This is a genomic window from Bradyrhizobium sp. URHD0069, assembly GCF_000701345.1.
Lineage (GTDB): Bacteria > Pseudomonadota > Alphaproteobacteria > Rhizobiales > Xanthobacteraceae > Bradyrhizobium.
Window position 1 is genome coordinate 72380 of sequence record NZ_JNIJ01000015.1, and the last position, 19112, is coordinate 91491.

At 62.6% G+C, this 19112-nt stretch carries 21 protein-coding genes and 1 riboswitch; of the genes, 9 read left to right on the plus strand and 12 right to left on the minus strand.

Annotated features, from left to right (window positions below):
• Positions 1 to 98: 98 nt before the first annotated feature.
• The 3 genes from moaD to uvrC form a co-directional block, all read right to left on the minus strand.
• A complete protein-coding gene (gene moaD / locus N554_RS0109950) occupies positions 99 to 350 on the minus strand; it encodes a molybdopterin converting factor subunit 1 (protein ID WP_029583334.1) in 252 nt (83 codons plus the stop codon).
• Positions 347 to 964 carry a CDP-diacylglycerol--glycerol-3-phosphate 3-phosphatidyltransferase gene (gene pgsA / locus N554_RS0109955; RefSeq protein ID WP_029583335.1) on the minus strand — a complete coding sequence of 206 codons (618 nt, stop codon included), beginning with the start codon at positions 962 to 964 and terminating at the stop codon, positions 347 to 349. The genes moaD and pgsA overlap by 4 nt, the downstream gene beginning before the upstream one ends.
• 113 nt (positions 965 to 1077) lie before the next feature.
• Positions 1078 to 3168 (minus strand): excinuclease ABC subunit UvrC, encoded by a 2091-nt coding sequence (gene uvrC, locus N554_RS0109960; protein WP_029583336.1) that lies wholly within the window; start codon positions 3166 to 3168, stop codon positions 1078 to 1080.
• Between the two features lie 242 nt (positions 3169 to 3410).
• Here uvrC and N554_RS0109965 point away from each other — a divergent pair, with 242 nt between their 5' ends.
• Positions 3411 to 4034 carry an outer membrane protein gene (locus N554_RS0109965; RefSeq protein WP_029583337.1) on the plus strand — a complete coding sequence of 208 codons (624 nt, stop codon included), beginning with the start codon at positions 3411 to 3413 and terminating at the stop codon, positions 4032 to 4034.
• A gap of 75 nt (positions 4035 to 4109) precedes the next feature.
• Here the strand turns inward: N554_RS0109965 and N554_RS0109970 are convergent, their stop codons facing one another.
• The 4 genes from N554_RS0109970 to N554_RS0109990 form a co-directional block, all read right to left on the minus strand.
• Positions 4110 to 4325, minus strand: a complete 216-nt coding sequence (locus tag N554_RS0109970; RefSeq protein ID WP_029583338.1) for a cold-shock protein — start codon at positions 4323 to 4325, stop codon at positions 4110 to 4112.
• A gap of 274 nt (positions 4326 to 4599) precedes the next feature.
• Positions 4600 to 5460: a 23S rRNA (adenine(2030)-N(6))-methyltransferase RlmJ gene (locus N554_RS0109975; protein WP_029583339.1), complete on the minus strand. Its 861-nt coding sequence runs from the start codon at positions 5458 to 5460 to the stop codon at positions 4600 to 4602.
• A gap of 169 nt (positions 5461 to 5629) precedes the next feature.
• Positions 5630 to 6337 (minus strand): ribonuclease T2 family protein, encoded by a 708-nt coding sequence (locus N554_RS0109980; protein WP_029583340.1) that lies wholly within the window; start codon positions 6335 to 6337, stop codon positions 5630 to 5632.
• Between the two features lie 137 nt (positions 6338 to 6474).
• Positions 6475 to 6945 (minus strand): hypothetical protein, encoded by a 471-nt coding sequence (locus N554_RS0109990; RefSeq protein WP_029583341.1) that lies wholly within the window; start codon positions 6943 to 6945, stop codon positions 6475 to 6477.
• Positions 6946 to 7112: 167 nt separating this feature from the next.
• On the opposite strand from N554_RS0109990, the gene N554_RS0109995 reads away from it, so the two are divergent.
• Together N554_RS0109995 and N554_RS0110000 are read left to right on the plus strand one after the other, a co-directional pair.
• Positions 7113 to 7403, plus strand: a complete 291-nt coding sequence (locus tag N554_RS0109995) for a hypothetical protein (protein ID WP_029583342.1) — start codon at positions 7113 to 7115, stop codon at positions 7401 to 7403.
• A gap of 92 nt (positions 7404 to 7495) precedes the next feature.
• A complete protein-coding gene (locus tag N554_RS0110000) occupies positions 7496 to 8029 on the plus strand; it encodes a DUF3617 domain-containing protein (protein ID WP_029583343.1) in 534 nt (177 codons plus the stop codon).
• A gap of 93 nt (positions 8030 to 8122) precedes the next feature.
• Here the strand turns inward: N554_RS0110000 and N554_RS0110005 are convergent, their stop codons facing one another.
• Genes N554_RS0110005 through N554_RS0110015 form a run of 3 tightly spaced genes read right to left on the minus strand, consistent with a single transcriptional unit; the run spans position 8123 to position 10799 of the window.
• Positions 8123 to 9511, minus strand: coding sequence for an ATP-binding protein (locus tag N554_RS0110005; protein ID WP_029583344.1), 1389 nt, complete (start codon positions 9509 to 9511; stop codon positions 8123 to 8125).
• A gap of 11 nt (positions 9512 to 9522) precedes the next feature.
• Complete coding sequence (locus tag N554_RS0110010) at positions 9523 to 10251, minus strand: response regulator (protein ID WP_029583345.1); 729 nt, start codon at positions 10249 to 10251, stop codon at positions 9523 to 9525.
• Complete coding sequence (locus N554_RS0110015; protein WP_029583346.1) at positions 10248 to 10799, minus strand: MarR family winged helix-turn-helix transcriptional regulator; 552 nt, start codon at positions 10797 to 10799, stop codon at positions 10248 to 10250. The genes N554_RS0110010 and N554_RS0110015 overlap by 4 nt, the downstream gene beginning before the upstream one ends.
• Before the next feature lie 288 nt (positions 10800 to 11087).
• Here N554_RS0110015 and N554_RS0110020 point away from each other — a divergent pair, with 288 nt between their 5' ends.
• The 4 genes from N554_RS0110020 to N554_RS0110035 all read left to right on the plus strand — a co-directional run bounded on the left by N554_RS0110020 (position 11088) and on the right by N554_RS0110035 (position 14890).
• On the plus strand, positions 11088 to 12236 hold the full coding sequence (locus N554_RS0110020) for a branched-chain amino acid aminotransferase (RefSeq protein WP_371259471.1): 1149 nt from the start codon (positions 11088 to 11090) through the stop codon (positions 12234 to 12236).
• Positions 12237 to 12356: 120 nt separating this feature from the next.
• Positions 12357 to 13937 carry a histidine--tRNA ligase gene (gene hisS, locus N554_RS0110025; RefSeq protein WP_029583348.1) on the plus strand — a complete coding sequence of 527 codons (1581 nt, stop codon included), beginning with the start codon at positions 12357 to 12359 and terminating at the stop codon, positions 13935 to 13937.
• 202 nt (positions 13938 to 14139) lie between these two features.
• Positions 14140 to 14343 carry a tautomerase family protein gene (locus tag N554_RS0110030; protein WP_025590867.1) on the plus strand — a complete coding sequence of 68 codons (204 nt, stop codon included), beginning with the start codon at positions 14140 to 14142 and terminating at the stop codon, positions 14341 to 14343.
• Positions 14344 to 14494: 151 nt separating this feature from the next.
• A complete protein-coding gene (locus N554_RS0110035) occupies positions 14495 to 14890 on the plus strand; it encodes a thioesterase family protein (RefSeq protein ID WP_029583349.1) in 396 nt (131 codons plus the stop codon).
• Positions 14891 to 15019: 129 nt separating this feature from the next.
• Here N554_RS0110035 and proC read toward each other — a convergent pair whose 3' ends face one another.
• Positions 15020 to 15847: a pyrroline-5-carboxylate reductase gene (proC, locus tag N554_RS0110040; protein ID WP_371259473.1), complete on the minus strand. Its 828-nt coding sequence runs from the start codon at positions 15845 to 15847 to the stop codon at positions 15020 to 15022.
• A gap of 175 nt (positions 15848 to 16022) precedes the next feature.
• Complete coding sequence (locus tag N554_RS0110045) at positions 16023 to 16523, minus strand: type III secretion system chaperone family protein (RefSeq protein ID WP_029583351.1); 501 nt, start codon at positions 16521 to 16523, stop codon at positions 16023 to 16025.
• A 462-nt stretch (positions 16524 to 16985) separates the two neighbouring features.
• Positions 16986 to 17135: riboswitch (FMN riboswitch) on the plus strand.
• 68 nt (positions 17136 to 17203) lie between these two features.
• Between N554_RS0110045 and N554_RS0110050 the strand changes: the two genes are divergently transcribed.
• A complete protein-coding gene (locus N554_RS0110050; protein ID WP_029583352.1) occupies positions 17204 to 17779 on the plus strand; it encodes a 6,7-dimethyl-8-ribityllumazine synthase in 576 nt (191 codons plus the stop codon).
• A 103-nt stretch (positions 17780 to 17882) separates the two neighbouring features.
• Positions 17883 to 19091, plus strand: coding sequence for an MHYT domain-containing protein (locus tag N554_RS0110055; RefSeq protein ID WP_029583353.1), 1209 nt, complete (start codon positions 17883 to 17885; stop codon positions 19089 to 19091).
• Positions 19092 to 19112 lie beyond the last annotated feature (21 nt).

The window sequence follows — 19112 nt, forward strand, 5'->3', positions numbered from 1 at the left end:
GCTGTCAAACGGCTTACATCTGTTGGAGCACGATCTCCGGGCAAACGCTCCGCGCTGATCCCGAGGGAAAACCGGTTCCCACTTTTCCGGATCATGCTCTAGCCGCCGGTCATCGGTGGGAAAAAAGCAATCTCGCGGGCTCCGGCGATCACCGCATCGGGCTTGACGTGGGCGTGGTCGATCGCCGCGCGGATGACCCGCGGCGTCTCGAACGCGTGGGCGTAGGTTTCGTCCCGCTGCGCCAGCCATGCGATCAGATCGTCGACGGTGCGCACGCTCGCCGGCGGCTCGATCATTTCCTCAGCCTTGCCGACCCGTTCGCGCAGCCAGGCGAAATATTTGACCTTCATCCCTCGTCCTCCTCGATGAGGTGATGGATGCCGGCGCGGAAATAGTCCCAGCCGGTATAGATGGTGACAATCGCCGAGATCCACAGCAGCAGGAGGCCTGCCTGGGTGACGACCGGGACCACCATATCGCCGGCCTCGCCGGCGAGCAGAAACCCGATCGCGACCAGCTGCACCGTCGTCTTCCACTTCGCGAGCTTGGTCACGGGCACGCTGACGCGCAGCGCGGCGAGATATTCCCGCAAGCCCGACACCAGAATTTCGCGGCACAGGATCACGATGGCGGCCCACAGGGTCCAGCCGTGAATGATGCCGTCCGCCGCCAGCATCAATAGGCAGGATGCGACCAGGAGCTTGTCGGCGATCGGGTCGAGCATCCGGCCGAACGCCGACTGCTGGTCCCAGATTCGCGCATAGTAGCCATCGAGAAAATCAGTAACTCCGGCGGCAATGAACACGGCCAGCGCCACCCACCGCAACCACAGCGGTCCGTCCATGATGGCCTGCGCATAGATGCAGCCGACCACCACCGGGATGGCGGCGATTCGCGCATAGGTCAGGATATTCGGGAGGGACCACGAACTCTTCGTTGCCGCCCTTGTTGTCGCGATGTTCATCCGTCTTACCAATACTGCTGAAGCATGAAGGTCAACCGTGCCGGGCGCACGATCTGCTGGGGATAATGCAGATAGATAATGCAGATAATGCAAATGTAACGTGAAACTCACCACTAGTTCGGCTGGGTGTGGAAAAATTCGAAGATCTTGCGCGCACTTTCCGCGCTGACGCCTGGAACCTTGCCGAGATCGGCGATCGAGGCCCGTTCGATCTCCTTCAAAGTTCCGAAATGGTGCAGCAAGGCGCGTTTGCGCGACGGGCCGATGCCGGGAATCTCCTGCAAGCCCGCTTCGCGAATGTCCTTCTTACGCAGCTTGCGGTGCGAGCCGATCACGAAGCGATGCGCTTCGTCGCGCAGCCGCTGAATGAAGTACAGCACGGGGTCGCGCGGCTCGAGCTTGAGCGGCTCGCGGCCCGGCATGAACAGGGTTTCGCGGCCGGCGTCGCGGTCCGGACCCTTGGCGACCGCCAGCAGCGACACCTGCGCCAACCCGAGCCCGTCAAAGATTTCCTTAACCGCGTTGAGCTGACCGCGGCCGCCATCGATGATCACGAGGTCGGGCCATTGCGGGAACGAATCGTCATCCGTTTTGGGTTTCGCCGAGTCGGCTTCCGCTGGCGGCGTCAACAGCCGCTTGAAGCGCCGCTGCAGCACCTCGCGCATCATCGCGTAATCGTCGCCCGGCGTCAGGCCTTCGGATTTGATGTTGAACTTGCGATACTGGTTTTTGATGAAGCCGTCCGGCCCCGCCACGATCATGGCGCCCACCGCGTTGGTGCCCTGGATGTGGCTGTTGTCGTAGACTTCGATCCGCTTCGGCGGATGCGGCAGTCCGAGCGTGGTGACCAGCCCCTGCAGGAGCCGGCTTTGGGTTGCCGTATCGGCGAGCTTGCGGCCGAGCGCCTCGCGCGCGTTGGTGAGCGCGTGCGCGATCAATTCCTTCTTTTCGCCGCGCTGAGGTATCGAGATTTCCACCTTGAAGCCTGCCTTGATCGAGAGCGCGTTGGCCAGGAGATCGCATTCCTCGATCTGGTGCGACAGCAGGATGAGTTTCGGTGGTGGCTTGTCGTCGTAGAACTGCGCGAGGAACGAGGCCAGTACCTCTTCCGGCGTGAACGACCTCTCCGCGCGCGGAAAATAGGCGCGGTTGCCCCAGTTCTGTCCGGTGCGAAAGAAGAAGACTTCGACGCAGGAATATCCGCCTTCTTGATGGATGGCGAACACGTCGGCTTCCTCCACCGTTCGCGGATTGATGCCCTGCTGCGACTGGATCGCCGAGAGCGCTGCGAGGCGGTCGCGGTAAAGCGCCGCCGTTTCAAACGCGAGTTCGTCCGAGGCCTTTTCCATTTCGCCCGCGAGTTCCTGCTTCACCAGATGGCTGCGGCCGGAAAGGAAATCCTTCGCCTCGCGCACCAGTTCAGTATAGCCGGGAAAATCGATCTCGCTGGTACAAGGTCCCGAACACCGGCGGATCTGGTAGAGCAGGCAGGGCCGGGTGCGGCTTTCAAAAAACGCATCGGTGCAGGAGCGAATCAAAAAGGCGCGCTGCAGTGCCGTGATGGTGCGATTGACCGCGCCCGCCGAAGCGAACGGTCCGAAATATCGGCCGGGCCGGGTTTGCGCGCCGCGGTGCTTGAGAATCTGCGGCGCCCAATGATCGCCCGTGATCAGAATGTAGGGAAACGACTTGTCATCGCGCAATTGCACGTTGAAGCGCGGACGCAGCTGTTTGATCAGGTTGGCTTCGAGCAGCAACGCCTCGGTTTCGGTCGAGGTGGACACGATCTCGATCGCCACGGTGGCGGCGATCATGCGCATGATGCGCGCCGGCTGGACCGCCGTCACCCTGGCGTAAGAAGCAAGCCGCTTGCGTACGTTTTTCGCCTTGCCGACATAGAGCACGTCGTTCGCCGCGTTGAGCATGCGATAAACGCCGGGCGAGCTCGGGGCGAGGCGCACCGCGCGTTCGATTGCGGCGTGGCCGACCGCCAGTGGGCCTTCGAGTATCGCCTCGTTTGCCTCCTCGGGGACTTCCGGAAGCCGCGCCTCATCGTCCTCGTCGGCGCTGGCCGTGGCGGGGTCGATATCCGCGGAGGTGGGGTCCGGCGGCGGCAAATCCGGCTGCTGGGGACCCGGTTCGGACCGCGGCCGCGTCATCCGCCGGCCTGATACCTTCGGGTTGTCGGTAGAATCTTGATCCATGGGCCTAAACTTAAGCGCCGGCGTCGTGCATCGCCAGCGCGTTGGCAGTCGATGGCAAACCGGCCGCGCCGGGGGCAATCGTAATGCTTTCTTAGGAATGCGAAGCAGCCGGGAACAGGCCTTAACGAGCCTTTAACTTAAAGGTCTCGATAAATCTTATCGGAAAAAGCTGGAATTCGTAACCATCGGATCGCATTCGGCATGCGAACCGGCGGTGACGGCAGTTGCGTCGGGAGAGTAGCATGAAGAGGTTCGTATCAGGCGCCGTCGCCTTGATCGCTGCAGGCTGGACGGCGTCGACGCAGGCAGCCGAACTTTACGGCTCGGGCGCTCCCTACACCGTCCAGCAACCGCTCCTCAATGGCTATAGCTGGGCCGGTCCTTATCTCGGCGTCAATCTCGGCTACGCCTGGGGTTCGGTCGATCATAGTCGGATCGAACCGTCGGGTGTCGTGGGCGGCGTCCAGGCCGGTTACAACTGGCAACCCGGACCGTGGGTGCTCGGCGTCGAAGCCGACATCCAGGCCACCGGCGCTGAAGAGACATTTGCGCCCTGGAAGTTTTCGAACCCGTGGTTCGGCACGGTGCGCGGCCGCGCCGGCTACGCTTTCAGCAACATCTTGGTTTACGGCACCGGCGGTCTGGCATTCGGCGAATTGCGCGGCGAGACATTCGGCCTGTCGGAATCTCACACCAATGCGGGCTGGACCGCGGGCGTCGGTGCCGAATTCCTCTTCGCCCCGAACTGGAGCGCCAAGGTCGAATTTCTCTTTATCGATCTCGCCAGCAGCAACTTCACCATCACCCGCGCACCGAACGCCTACCAGTTCGGACTGCTGCGGGCCGGCGTGAACTATCGTTTCTGATAGCAACAAGAAAACATCATAATCCCAACCTCCCGGCCGCTTCGCGGCCGGGATTTTTTTTGCGAGACGCGCTTCTCAAGATGAAATCACCAGGTTAACCGCCTTGGGCCCTTTGCCCTTTTTGTCCGGTTCAACCTCGAATGTGATGCGCTGTCCTTCGATCAGATCCTTCAACCCCGCACGCTCGACCGCGGTAATGTGAACGAACACATCGCGGCCGCCGTCATCGGGTTTGATGAAGCCATAGCCGCGTTCTCCGTTGAAGAACTTGACTGTCCCAGTCATGGCCATCGGGAAACTCCTCCCCCGTACTGCTCCGCCGCTACGCGCCCGCGTAGCGGTCCGACCGGAAATTTCGCTGCCGGAAAGCTCGGCCACCTGGGCGGATCACGTGACGAACGCCGATCCACCTTAAAAAAATTTGAGGCGTCGTCACTCCGCCGCTACCATTCGCGGAAGCGGAACGTAAAGCCGGTCCAATAGACTTAAGCATAATACGGTTCCCGGCAAATTGCCTACGGTTCAAATCGGACTTTCGCTGGGCCTTAACATTCCGGTTGCCAGGCTAGGCTTTGGGCGTCTCAAGCCTGAACCGGCCGGCGCCGCCCTGACCGAGCGGCTTCTCGAGCTCGGGGAGGATTGCCCTGAGTTCACCCGCCAGCGTCCAGGGTGGGTTGACGATCAGAAGACCCGCCGATTGCAGGCCGGCCGCTGCGGATTGCGGCGCGACGCTGAACTCCAGGCGCAGGCATTTCCCCGGCGGCGCGCCGGCGCCGGTAATTTCGGCGACCTGCCGCGCCAGGCCGTCGGTGGCGCGGCGGCTTTTCACCGGATACCAGAGCAAATAGCTGCCGGTCGGCCATTTCGCGAAGGCTTGCGCGAAGCCTGCGGCCAAACGTTCAAACTCGTCCTTCGCCTCAAAAGGCGGGTCTATCAGCACCAGGCCGCGGCGTTCTTTCGGCGGCACGAACGCCGGCAACGCCATCCAGCCATCGAGGTCGACAACGCGAGCCTGGGTGTCGCGGCGCAGCGCGTCGATCAGGCGCTTGCGTGCTTTCGGTTCGACCTCGCACGCCGTCAGGCGGTCCTGCGGGCGCAGCAGCGCGCGCGCGATCAACGGCGACCCCGGATAGGCCTGCAAGTCGCGCTGCGGGTTGAAGGCTCTGACGATATCGAGATAGGGCTGCACCAGCGGCGCAGCGTTTTCCGAAAATCGGGCCTGCATCAGCCGCGCGATGCCGGTCAGCCACTCGCCGCCGCGGCCCGCTTCATCGCCGGTGAGATCGTAGACGCCCGCGCCGGCATGGGTGTCGATGACGCGAAACGCCGCCGGCTTGTCCTGCAGATAGGTGAGCATGCGCACCAGCACGATGTGCTTGATGACATCGGCAAAGCCGCCAGCATGAAAGGCGTGACGATAGTTCATCGGAAGGAGTTACGACATCGGGCGAGGGAAAGTAACCCGCGTCATTGCGAGCCAACCGGCCGGCGCAAAGCGCCGCCCGATGACTGGTTCGACGAAGCATTCCAGCGACAGCGCCGGCTCGAACCGATTGCTTCGTCGCTTACGCTCCTCGCAACGACGACGAAACGCCTTAGCCGCCCCGGATCGGCGGCATCACCACCTGTTCGCGCCGGCAAGCCCGGCGATCGATCTCCTCGCAGGCACGGAACTGCAGATCCTTGCTCATGCAGATCCGCACTTCGCTGAGCCGTGTTTTGCTGCAGGTTACGGCGATCGCGGACTTGCTGAGGCCGGGATTGACCTTGAGGAAGGCGTCCTCGATCTCGGCGGGCGGAACGCTCTTCGGAGCGGATAGCTCGAGATACTCTTCGGGAATCTTCACGGCGGAGCGCGCCTTTCGGATGGTCTCGAAATAGGCCCGCGCGCCCAGTCCCGAGCAGGTACCGTGCTTGTCCCACTCATTGAAAATCAGTCCGGGCGCCGGCATCAGATCCAGCATCGACGACATGATATTGCGGTCGAGCCGCGGCGACGGTCGCTGGCAGTAGTTGGGAAAGCCATGCTCGTATTGCGGCCACAGGCCGTGGACCACGAAGGAAAACGGCCGCCCGGCACACTGGATCTGCTGCGAACGCCCGCTGCCGCCGCGCTCGGAAGCTTCCTCGCAGTAGGATGGCGACCACGACAGCGACAGTACGTAATAGTCAAACTCGCCGGGTGCATTCTGCCGGCGATCCTGCGCCGACACCGGCTCGGCGATGCCGGTCAGTGCCGCAATGGCGAGGAGACCAAACGAGATCAAAAACCGGGAAATCAAAGTCCTTGGAAAGTAAAACATGGTGGCGCCCCTCTACTCGACCGACCGGGAGCCTAGCAGGCGAAAAGAACATTTCAAGAACAAAATAGAACAGAGGCCGGAGCGGGCCTCTATTGCCAGGATGGTGCTGTTAGCTTGAGGAGCGCCAAGCCCGGAAATCAGGGCCGGGCGGACTTGCAGGCGGGATTATAGGCCCAGTTGCGATCAAGTCCCGTCACGCACCATTCTACGCCCTGGCCGAAGCCGGCAAAGCCGCCATCCTCGATGATCGAATAATGCACGGTGCGCAGCTTGCCGTCGTTCAACATGACGTTAGCGCTGCAATAACGGCGCGGAATGTTGTCCGATTGCCAAGGCCGGAATGCGGTTTCGTGCACCTGGGCGTAGCCGGTGATCTGCAGGGAAGAATTCCAGAACGTGCTTTCCTTCTCCTGGAACTGGTAGGTGATGGTCCCCAGCGCGCGCTGGCATTCGGCCACCCGCCCGTCATAGCGTGGACCGGACAGCCAGAAGTTCAGCTCCCACGGTTCGGCGGCCTGGGCCGGCTGGCCAAAGGCCAACAGCCCGAGCAAGACGCCGAGCGCGGCGCTCAGACCGAGTCTGTTCAGGGGTGTGAAGTGGTCGCGCATGGGCAATCCGCCGGATGATCCAACCCGCGGACGGTGCCGCGAAGCCCCGACCAGGTCAAGTGCAACGCGGCAACACCTTTCCGATAAAGTCCGCATCGAACCGCCGGCCGTTCTTTCCACGGCGTCCGATGCGCTTTAAGGTATCTGCGAGCCAAAGGGAGTCTGCGATGCGAAAGATTGGGGCCGTGAGCCTGGTTGCCATAGGCGGGATGCTGGCCTGCACGCCGGTGCGGGCCGACACCGTGCCGCCGTTCAAGGGCAACGACACCGGCGGTATCATCGCCTATGAGCTGGCGACCCAGACCGATGCCCGTCAGCTCGCGGTCGATCACTGCGCCTCTTACGGCAAGGTGGTGAAATTCCTCGCAGTCGACGCTCAATACGGCGGCTACGTTTCCTTCGCCTGCCGCTGGGTGCCGTATGGCGCCAGCGAACGGCCGCTGCGCACCTTGTACTGAACCGGCTTGTACTGAACCGGCTTGTACTGAACCAGACTGGTACTGAGCCGGATCATCCCAACTCACAGAACTACAAACGGGGAGCGCGGAGCATGACGCGACAGCTTCTTGCATGTTGTTTAAGCTGTTGTCTGCTGGCGCTTGAGGCTCGTGCGGTAGAAATGCCGGTTCGCAAGGCGGGCCTGTGGGAAATGAAGATGCTGCGGAGCGGCTCGCCGCTGCCGGAAATGACGATGCAGCATTGCACCGACGAGACCACCGACAAGCAAATGGGCACGGCCTTTTCGCCGATGTCGAAAGATGTCTGTTCCAAACAGGACATCCAGAAGACCGCTACCGGCTACGTCACTGATTCCGTGTGCAGCGTCGGCGGCACGTCGATAACCTCGCATGCCGACATATCCGGCGATTTCGATTCCGCCTATACCGTCAAGTCGACGTCGCACAGCGAAGGTGCCACCGCCGGCCTGCCGCGCGACTCCACGACCGTCATCGAGGCGAAGTGGCTTGGTGCCTGCAAAGCCGACCAGAAGCCGGGTGATATAGTGATGCCCGGTGGCGTGAAGATGAACGTCAAGGACATGGAAAAGCTGAAAGGCATGATGCCCAAGCAGCTGCCGAGGTAATTCGGGTTTTCGGGTCAATCGACGAACGCGGACTCGGGCCACCTCTCCCGCAAGAGAGAGGGAGGAGTCTATCACCGCTGCCCTGCGAGGCGCCTACACCGGTATCCGCACCGTGGCGCGAAGCCCGCCCATCGGGCTGTCGCCGAGCGTGATGTCGCCGCCATGCGAGCGCGCGATGTCGCGGGCGATCGCGAGCCCAAGCCCGGTGCCGCCCTCGTCCTGGTTGCGCGCATCGTCCAGCCGCAGGAACGGCTTGAACACTTCCTCGCGCATTTCGGGCGGAATGCCCGGACCGTCATCGTCGACCGTGACCGTGAGATAGCGGTGATCGCGGTGGCCGGTGATCGAGATGGCATTGGCGTGCCGCGCCGCGTTCGATACCAGGTTTCCAAGGCAGCGCTTGAACGACGCCGGCTTCACGGTCACCACAGGCAGTCCGCGAAACGCAACGGTCGCCGCCTGGCCATTGCGCTCGGCGTCGCTGCGTAATTCCTCCAGCGCCAGTGCCATGTCGGTCGGCTGGGCGTGCTCGCCGCTGTCGCCGCGCGCGAAGGCGAGATAGGCCTCCAGCATGCCGGACATCTCGTCGACGTCCTTGCGCATGCCGTCGACTTCAGGGCTATCGCCAATCAGCGCCAGTTCGAGCTTGAAGCGGGTCAGAATGGTGCGCAGATCGTGCGAGACGCCGGCCAGCATCGCGGTGCGCTGCTCGATTGTGCGCTCGATGCGCGATTTCATCTCGAGGAACGCCTGTGCGGCGCGACGTACCTCCCGCGCCCCGCGCGGACGGAAGTTCGGCGCCTCGCGGCCCTTGCCGAAGCTTTCGGCGGCGTCGGCCAGCCGCAGGATCGGCCTGATCTGGTTGCGCAGGAACAATACCGCGACGATCAGCAGGATCGACGAGGTGCCGACCATCCAGAACAGGAAAATCTCGGAATTCGAAGCATAGGCTGCGCTGCGCTGGGCGAAGATGCGCATCACCGCATCGTCGAGCTGAATCCGGATCTCCACCAGATTGGACCGGCCGACGGTGTCGATCCAGAACGGTCTTGCAATTTGGCGGCCGAGTTGAACGGAGAGCGTCTGGTCAAGCAGCGAGAAAAACGGTTTTGGGCCGGGCGGGGGCAGGTCGCCGACGGGCAGGAAATCCACCACCAGCCCCAGCCGTTGCTGGGCGATGCTCCGCAATTGCCCGCGGTCCTTGTCCTGCGGATAGCCCTTGTAGACGTCGATCAGGCTGGCGATGTCCTGCACGACCGCAGCCGACAACCGGCGCGTCACCGTGTTCCAGTGCCGCTCCATGAACACGAACGCCACCACCGACTGCAGCACCACCATCGGAACGATCATGATCAGCAGCGCGCGGGCATAAAGCCCCGTCGGCATCCAGCTTTTGAACGCGTTGCCCATCCAGCCATTGGCCGCGGAGACGCGACCTGCGGCGGTGCGGATCAGCGTGAGGCCGGTGTCGAGCGTGCTCATGCAGATTTTGCTCAGGGCGATGCGACCAGGCGATAGCCGATGCCGCGTACCGCCTGCAGGAACAGCGGATTGGCGGGATCGCGCTCGATCTTGCGCCGGAGCCGGTTGATCTGGACGTCCACCGCGCGTTCGTTGACGGTGCCCTCGCCGGTCAGCGCACTGCGCGGCACGGTCTCGCCTGGCGTCACCGCCAGAATGCGCAGCATCTCGCGTTCGCGGTCGGTGAGATGAATGGCCTCGTCGCCCTGGCGCAGTTCGCCGCGGTCGAGGTGATAGACGTAAGGCCCGAACGCGACCTGCTCCAGCGTGGCCACCGGCGGCGGCGTCGTGCGCTTGAGGATATTGCCGATTCGCAGCACCAGTTCGCGCGGCTCGAACGGCTTGGCGACATAGTCGTCGGCGCCGATCTGCAGGCCCTCGATGCGGGCTTCGGCTTCATGGCGCGCAGTCAGCATGATGATCGGCACGGATGATGAGGTGCGGATGAAGCGGGCCAGATCGAAACCGGTTTCGCCGGGCATCATCACGTCGAGAATCAAGAGATCGAAATGCAGTCCGAGCAGCTTGGCGCGGGCGTCGCTGGCGCTCATCGCCGTGCTGACGCGGTAGCCTTCGCCGCAGAGAAAGCGTGACAAGAGATCGCGGATACGGCGGTCGTCATCGACCAGCAGCAGATGCGGGGCATCGTCGGCCGGTTGCCGCGGTGCTCGTGCGAGGGTTGCAGTCTCGGGCACGATCATTCCTTTGCGGTTGCGTTGCCGGTCGCGAGGATCGTTTCCAGCACCTTGTCGGGATCATCGTGATCGATCATCGCGCGCAGGAACCGCCGGACCGTATCGGCGCCCGACGGTCCGATGTCCCGCAGCGCACGATCGATGCGATCGGTCTGCAGGCCTGCGAGCTTGCCCACCAGCGCCTCGCCTTTTGCGGTGGCAAAAAGAAGGCGTTGCCGCCGGTCGTCGTTGCCGGTCCTCTGCACGATATAGCCTTGATCGAGCAGTTGCTTGAGAACCCGCCCCAGCGATTGCTTGGTGATGCGCAGCACGTCGAGCAGGTCGGCGACCTTCAAACCGGGATAGCGGTGGACGAAATGCAGCACCCGGTGATGCGCCCGGCCGAATCCGAAAGCCTCCAACTCATGGTCGGCGTCGCCGACGAAATCCCGGTAGGCGAAGAACAGCAGCTCGATAATATCCCAGCGCAAATCGGTTGACCGGGCCGGGGCGCGCGCCTCCGCCGCCCGCGAATCGGGATCAGCGGAGGCCCTCGAGAAATTTATGTCAGCCATATTGACATATCTTGGGTTCAATGTTACAAAACTACCGGCCATGACGAAATATTAAGTCGTTTCGTCAGGCCAACGACCGGAAAAGCCAAAGCAAGACCAGCAGGCAAGGGACCGCCCGTGAATTCTTCTACCGCGATTGTCGAGCGGCATTTTGGCAAACATACTGGACTTCGCGCATTCCGCCAAAGCGGAAACCGGCTTAAAAGACCGGCGTGGGCGAGGCTAGGCGTCACACCACCAACGCCGCCGCTTTAAGGCGCGGACAGCATCAATCCGGGAGATACGTCCATGGGAGTTTCGTTAGAGCAGGCCCGGAGCGACAGGCCGGCGCCGGAAATTGCGCCGGTTCCGACAGCGGGAAGGGTGAAGTTCGAAATCCGGCCTGCGACGAATCCGACGCCTGAGAAGGAGCGCACGGCCAGACTCGTGGACCCGGGCTTCGGCCGGATTTTCACTGATCACATGGCTATGGTCCGCTACAATCACGCGGAGGGCTGGCATGGCGCGCGCGTCGAATCCCGCGCGAATTTCCCGCTCGATCCGGCTACAGCCGTCCTGCATTACGCGCAGGAGATTTTCGAAGGCCTCAAGGCCTACAAGCGCGACGACGGCGGCATGAACCTGTTCCGTCCCGACGCCAATGCCCGGCGCTTCCACAATTCGGCTGAGCGCATGGCCATGGCGCCGCTGCCCGAGCCTGTGTTCATCGAAGCGGTCGAGCAGCTCGTGCGCATCGACCGCGCCTGGATGCCAGGCGGCGACGGCAGTCTCTACCTGCGGCCCTTCATGATCGCGAGCGAGGTCTTCCTCGGAGTGAAGCCTTCCGCGGAATACATCTTCGCCGTCATCGCCTCGCCGGTCGGCTCCTATTTCAAGGGCGGACCTGCGCCCGTGTCGATCTGGGTGTCGGAGAATTACACGCGCGCCGCGATCGGCGGCACCGGCGCCGTCAAATGCGGCGGCAATTACGCCGCGAGCCTGCGCGCGCAGGCCGAGGCCATCGATCACGGCTGCGATCAGGTCGTTTTCCTCGATGCGGTCGAGCGGCGCTACGTCGAGGAACTCGGCGGCATGAACGTCTTCTTTGTGTTCGACGACGGTTCGCTGCTGACGCCGCCGCTCGGCACGATCCTGCCGGGCATCACCCGCGATTCGATCATCGCGCTTGCGAAGGATTCCGGCGCGCGCGTCCGCGAGGAGGCCTACACGATCGACCAGTGGCGCGCCGACGCCGCCAGCGGAAAGCTGAAAGAGGCCTTCGCCTGTGGCACGGCGGCAGTCATCTCGCCGATCGGCAAGGTGTGTTCCGCGAGCGGCGATTTCCTCATTGGCGGCGGCGCGGCCGGCCCCGTCGCCATGGGGCTGCGCAAGAAGCTGGTCGACATCCAGTATGGTCGCGCGGCCGACCCGCACAACTGGATCAAAAAGGTCCTGTGACCGGCGGCGGAATTATTCCGCCGCTTCCGCGACAGGCGCGCTTCTTCCCGCTCTCCCGCGGGGGAGAGGGGGAGTAAGCAAGGTTGCCGCGTCGCGTCTGCGCTGGTACCAACGCCGCCCATGGCCGAAAAACCCAAAAAACCGCAAAAATTGAGAGCCCGCCTGCCGCGCGGGCTCGCCGATCGCGGCCCCGCCGAGATCGCGGCGACGCGGGCGATGGTCGAGAAAATCCGTGAGGTCTATGAGCGCTACGGGTTTGAACCGGTCGAAACCCCGGCGATGGAATATACCGACGCGCTCGGCAAATTCCTGCCCGATCAGGACCGGCCCAACGAGGGCGTGTTTTCGTTCCAGGACGACGACGAGCAGTGGATCAGCTTGCGCTACGACCTGACCGCGCCGCTGGCGCGCTACGTTGCGGAAAATTTCGATCACCTGCCAAAACCCTACCGCAGCTACCGCGAAGGCTACGTCTATCGCAACGAGAAGCCGGGGCCGGGACGTTTCCGGCAGTTCATGCAGTTCGATGCGGATACGGTGGGCAGCGCGTCGCCTGCGGCTGATGCCGAGATGTGCATGATGGCCGCGGACACCATGGAAGCGCTGGGCATCCCGCGCGGCAGCTATGTGGTGAAGGTGAATAACCGCAAGATTCTTGATGGGGTGATGGAGAGTCTCGGGCTTGGTGGCGATGAGAATGCGAGGCGAAGGCTGACGGTCCTAAGGGCGATCGACAAGTACGATCGGCTCGGCTTGGTCGGCGTCAGGCAACTACTTGGCGAAGGACGCAAGGACGAGAGCGGCGATTTTACCAAAGGCGCTGGTTTAGAAAGTTGGGCAATAGAGCAGCTAGTGGGACTGCTCTTTCTACTCTCGACCCCATCAGTACTTCCGGAATCTTCCTTGATCGATGCATCTGGACCAACGGTGCCGATGTCCTATTCCTACGCCGGATTGATTGAGATGCTCCGCCACCATTACGGGGACAATGACACTTCGCGGCAGGGCATTGATGAACTCGACCTGATCCGGGGCCTTGTTTCAGCAGGCGGATATAGAGACGACCAAATTCGTATCGATCCAACTGTCGTCCGTGGCCTCGAATATTACACCGGCCCGGTCTACGAAGTAGAACTCACGCTCGAGACAAAAGACGAAAAAGGCCGCCCGGTGCGCTTCGGCTCGGTCGGCGGCGGTGGACGTTATGACGGTCTCGTCTCGCGCTTCCGCGGCGAGCCGGTGCCGGCGACCGGATTCTCCATCGGAGTGTCGCGGCTGCAGGCCGCGCTGACGATGTTGGGCAAGCTCGACACCACGCCGGAGTTCGGCCCTGTGGTCGTTACCGTGTTCGACCGCGATCGCATCACCGACTACCAGCAGATGGTCGCGGCCTTGCGCAACGCCAACATTCGCGCCGAGCTCTATCTCGGCAATCCCAAAAACATGGGCAACCAACTCAAATATGCTGACCGCCGCAATTCGCCTTGCGTGATCATTCAGGGCTCCGACGAAAAAGACGATCCTGCGGGGCCGCAGGTTTTGCTGAAGGATCTAATCCTTGGAGCCGAGTTGGCGAAACTCGAAAAAGATCGCGACGAATATCTGCAGAAGCAGGGCGAGGCCCAAACCAAGGTGCCGCAATCCGTGCTGGTCAACGAAGTCCGCAAGATTCTCGATAAGCATGGAGTGAAGTGGAAATAGCTCAAGCCGTCATGTCCGCGAAAGCAGGCATCCAGTATTCCGGGGCATTGCAATTGAACAATTCCGTCACGTAATACTGGATCATCCGCTTTCGCGGATGATGACGTCAGTGCAAGATGCAGCGCTTGTGCTTCATGGCGCGAAGTGAATAGCCTTCAGCAAGAGGGTTGTGTTCTTAGCAAAAGCAAAGGGAGTGACAAGAATGCCTGAAATTACCGTCAGCATGGCCGCCGGCCGCACCGATGAGCAGAAGGCCGGCATGATGCGCGACATCACGCAGGCGCTGGTGAAGAACCTCGGCGTCGACGCCGACGCCGTCGTCATCCAGATCAACGAGGCGCCACTGGCGCACAAGATGAAGGGCGGCAAAACTTTTGTTGAGCGCGCCGCCGCAGCGAAGAAGTAGCAGCGAGTTCTCTCCACTGGGGGGACCCATAACCACAGGCGTTGATTTTTTGGAAGGCGTCGGCCTCCCGGCGCTCATGCGACATCAGGCGGTATGGCTCCCGGCGTTCGCCGGGACGACTTGTTGTGTGGCGCGTTTCTTGGACAAATCCATGGATGCACGTGATGTCATCAAGATCGGCATGAGCGCCGAGCGCACGCTGGTGGTGCCGCCCGAGCGTACCGTCGGCCATTTTGTCCGGGGCATGCCGATGGTCTATGCGACCCCGATGATGATTTTGGAAATGGAGATGACGTCCGGCGACGCCATCAACCGCTATCTCGAGCCGGGCTGGGTCACGGTCGGCACTGAAGTCGACATCCGCCACCTCGCCGCATCCGCGGTCGGCGCGCTGGTGCGGACCACCGCGCGGGTAATCGCGGTCGAGCGCCGGGTGATCCGTTTCGAGGTCGAGGCGTTCGACGGCGAACGTCGCCTCGGCGAGGGCAGCCACGCCCGCGGCCTCGTCAATGTCGAGGCCTTCACCAAGCGGATGGGAGCGAGCTAGCGGCTCCTTCTAACCTCATCCTGAGGGGCGCGCTCGTGCGCGCGTCTCGAAGGATGGCGACTTGCACCGTCCTCGCGTCCATCCTTCGAGACGCCGCTTCGCGGTCCTCAGGATGAGGTCCGAACAAAACTACTTCGCCAGCTCCTTCGAACGCAGCGTCGCCGCGGCAACCGCGCGGGTCAGCAGCGACTGCATGCCGTCCGGTCCCATCAGCACCTCCAGCGCCGCGGCCGTGGTGCCGCCGGGCGAGGTGACGTTCTGGCGCAGCGTGGCGGAGGGAAGCTCGGAGCGGTACAGCAATTCGCCGGATCCGGCGACGGTTTCGCGCGCCAGCCTGGTCGCAAGGTCTTGCGGCAGGCCGGCTTCGACGCCGGCGCGCGCGAGTTCCTCGGCGAGCAGAAAAATGTAGGCCGGACCGGAGCCGGAGACCGCGGTCACCGCGTCCATCAGTGTCTCATCATCGACCCACTCGACCGAACCGGTGGCGCGCAGCAGCGCATTCGCAACCGCGCGCTGTTCTGCGCTGACATTCTTGGCCGCTACCGCCACCGTGATGCCGCGGCCGATCGCCGCTGGCGTATTGGGCATGGCCCGCACCACGCTGCCGCCGCAGACCTCCTGGAGAGATGCGATGGTCGTGCCCGCCATGATCGAAACCACCAGCGTGGACGATCCGGCGAAAGATTTCAGCTTCGGGCCGGCTTCGCGGAACATCTGCGGCTTCAGCGCGATCACCAGGGTGGCGACGGCGCCGATCTCTTTCGGCAATGGATTAAGTTGAATGCCTCTCGCCACCAGCCCGCTGATTTCATCGGAGGAATGCGGCTCGATCACCGCAACGTGCTTTGGGTCTAGCCCCTGGGCCAGCCAGCCCGACAGCATCGCGCCGCCCATCTTCCCCGCGCCGGCGAGCACGATGGTGCCTTTGATTTCCTTTAGGGGGTTCGTCGAGTTCAATGTTGTCACCACAATCACTCATGTCGTCCCTGCGAACGCAGGGACCCACAACCACCACTGTTTCTAGTGAAGCAGAGGACAGGTCACAAGCGCCTCGGCAAAAACTTCAAGGCCGCGGGGTATGGGTCCCTGCGTTCGCAGGGACGACATCGAGTTTGCTGAAGCGCTGCAGCGACTACGCCTCACCCTCGGTATCGAACATCGCCGCACTCATGGCCTCAGGCGCGCTCTTGCCGGCCCACACCACGAACTGGAACGCCGGATAATAACGTTCGCAGGCATGAATGGCGCCGACCAGCATGCTCTCGCATTGCGCGGTCGAAGCGGTGATGCCGCCGGGCAGCACCAGCGCTTGCCGGTACATGATCATCCCGGTGTGGGTCCATATATCGAAATGCCCGATCCACAATTGCTCGTTGATCGCGGCGATCAGCCGCTGCACTTCGGCGCGGCGCGGCGGTGGAATTTTCATGTCGAAGGCGCAGGCCAGATGCAGGGCCTCGATCTCGGTCATCCAGGTGAAGGACAGCTGGTAATCGGTCCAGTCTCCCTTGGAGACGATCGTCACCTCGTCTTCGCCGGAGCGTTCGAACGACCAGTTGTTATCGGCGGCAATGTCCTCGACCACCGCGAGCGGATTGTTCCGAGAATCAATAGTGCTTTCGAGGAGGGACATGCCGTCTCGACCTTGCTTTTGTAATTTCAGATACGATGGTTGATACCCACGCAGCGGGCCGACACTCGCTGACATGACGCGTCGCTGCCAACTGCAATCCCCTGATGGCCCGGAGCTTGCCGGGATCAAGTGATGTGATTTGCGGAATCCGCGCAACCGCACCTGGAGTCCATCCACAGCCAATGCGGCGCTCGTCCACAGCTCTTCGCGCGCGTTAATGATTGCCAGGAGAACAAACCGGAATCGGATTCGCGCGGGCCGAGTCCGGTGCACCGAATTCGCTCCTCGCGAGTCCGATCGGCTCGCCTTAATCGTTAATTTTCGAAAAAGCCAACTCGCCCGAAGTCTCGCCCGGAGTTTCGCGCTGGAGGCATGGGGACATGCGAATTCGCCGCGGCGAAGCTCTTGCTGGTGCCGCCGCCGTTCGTCATAATTCGCGTCAGGCTGCTCATACCGGGCGGCCGATGTTCTCAGGGCGGGGTGAAAGTCCCCACCGGCGGTAAGGGTGACGTAGCCCAAGCCCGCGAGCGCCTTCCTCGCCTTGAGGAAGGGTCAGCAGATTCGGTGCGATTCCGAAGCCGACGGTTAAAGTCCGGATGAAAGAGAACGGTCGCGACAGCCGCATTTCGCGCGGCGCGTCGTTCCGTATGCCCTGATTCTGGTCCTGAAAGAGGAAAGCCATGAATCAGATGTTGCAAGACTCTCCCGAAGTAAAAGATGCTTCCGAAGTAAAACACTCCCCGGAAATTGCCGATCTTCCACCGGTCCGCGTGCATCCGCGATTCGCAAAACCCCAGCGGGTTGCCTTCGTGCAGTCCTCCTGGCATCGCGAGGTGGTCGAGGAATGCCGCATCTCATTCCTCGAAGAGATCGAGGCGCGCAATATCGCGCGCGCGCATATCGATCTGTTCGAGGTGCCGGGTTCGTTCGAAATCCCGCTGCACGCGCAACTGCTCGCCAAGACCCGGCGCTATACCGCTATCGTCGCGGCCGGGCTCGTGGTCGATGGCGGCATCTACCGCCATGAATTCGTCGCCGACACCGTGATCAAGGCGCTGATGGATGTGCAACTGCGCACCGAGGTGCCGGTGTTTTCCGCGGTGCTGACGCCGCAGCAATTTCACGAGAGCGCCGTGCATTTCGATTTCTTCCGCAAACATTTTGCAATCAAGGGCGTCGAGGTCGCGGAAGCCTGCGCCAACACGCTGCTCAGTCTCGAACGGCTGCGCGGTCAGGTCGCGGCGGGGATTGTGTAAGCAAGGCAAGTCCGAAACGGGTCGATTGTCATTTCCGCCGCCGCGCCTATAAACTCGGCGGCGGGAGGAGGTACGCCCGTGGAGACGGGCGGCCGAGACGGTCATGTTCGAAGGACACGATCCCTATCTCGTCGCGCTCTCGGTGGTGATCGCGATCCTGGGTGGTTACACCGGCTTCAGCCTCGCGGCACGCATCCGCGAGAAGCCCGGCGTGAGCCGTCGCCTGCTGCTCGCCGGCGCGGCGGCATTCCTGGCTGTCGGCATCTGGACCATGCATTTCATCGGCATGCTGGCCGCGCCGATACCGGCGGAGACGGTCTATCTCGTCCTTCCCACGATCATATCGTTCCTGATCTGCGCGCTGGTTGTCGGCATATCGCTGTATTTCGTCAGCATTGGCGAACCTTCGCTGCGGCTCGTCGCTTCCTCCGCGGTGCTGCTCGGAGCCGGGATCGCGAGCATGCACTATGTCGGCATTCACGGCCTGGCCGGCAATTTTGCGGTCAAGCACGACACTCCGATGATCCTGCTGTCGACATTGATTGCGATCGTCACAGCCTATGGCGGCTTGCGTGTGTTCCTCGCCCGGCATGACGGCGTGCAGTTGGTCGTCAGCGCGGTCGCATTCGGTGTCGCGGTATCGGGAATGCACTATACCGCCATGTACGGCATGCATTTTGTTCCGCTCTCGGCCGCGTCGCACCACCATGCCGGAGGGCTGGCTGCGTCGCAGCAGATCCTCGCGCTGGTCGTCACACTGCTTTGCTTTGTGATTGCGGCGGGCTTCCTGTTGTCCCTGGTCCCGGATTCGCGCCGGCAATCGACGACGGCGGTCACAGAACCGGTCGATCCGGTACCGGTAACGGCCGTTGCAAACCTGCCCGCTTCATTTCGCGAACCCGCGGTTGCATCTCCCCGGCTGATGTCGGCGCCGCTCGGCGGCCTCGGTCAGCCCCGCGCCGCGCCCGCGCCCCGGCTTCCAGTTGAGGGCGCCGACGGGACACATTTTATTGATGCCGCCGATATACGGAGCGTCAGGGCCGACGCCCATTACACGAGAGTTCATGACGGCACCCGCGAACGGATGTGCCCGTGGTCGATCTCGGAGGCCGAAGCGCAGCTCGACCCCGGCCTATTCGTCCGGGTTCACCGCAGCCATATCGTCGCGATCCCGCATGTCACCTTCGTTCGCAAGGAAGGTGACGGCGCGGTGATCGAGCTCGATGGTCCGTCGCCGCATCGCGTTCCCGTGAGCCGCGCCAAGATCGCCGAGGTCAAGGCGCGCCTTGGTCTCGCAAGGCGTCATGCGTAGACCCACCAGTGTCGGATTAGG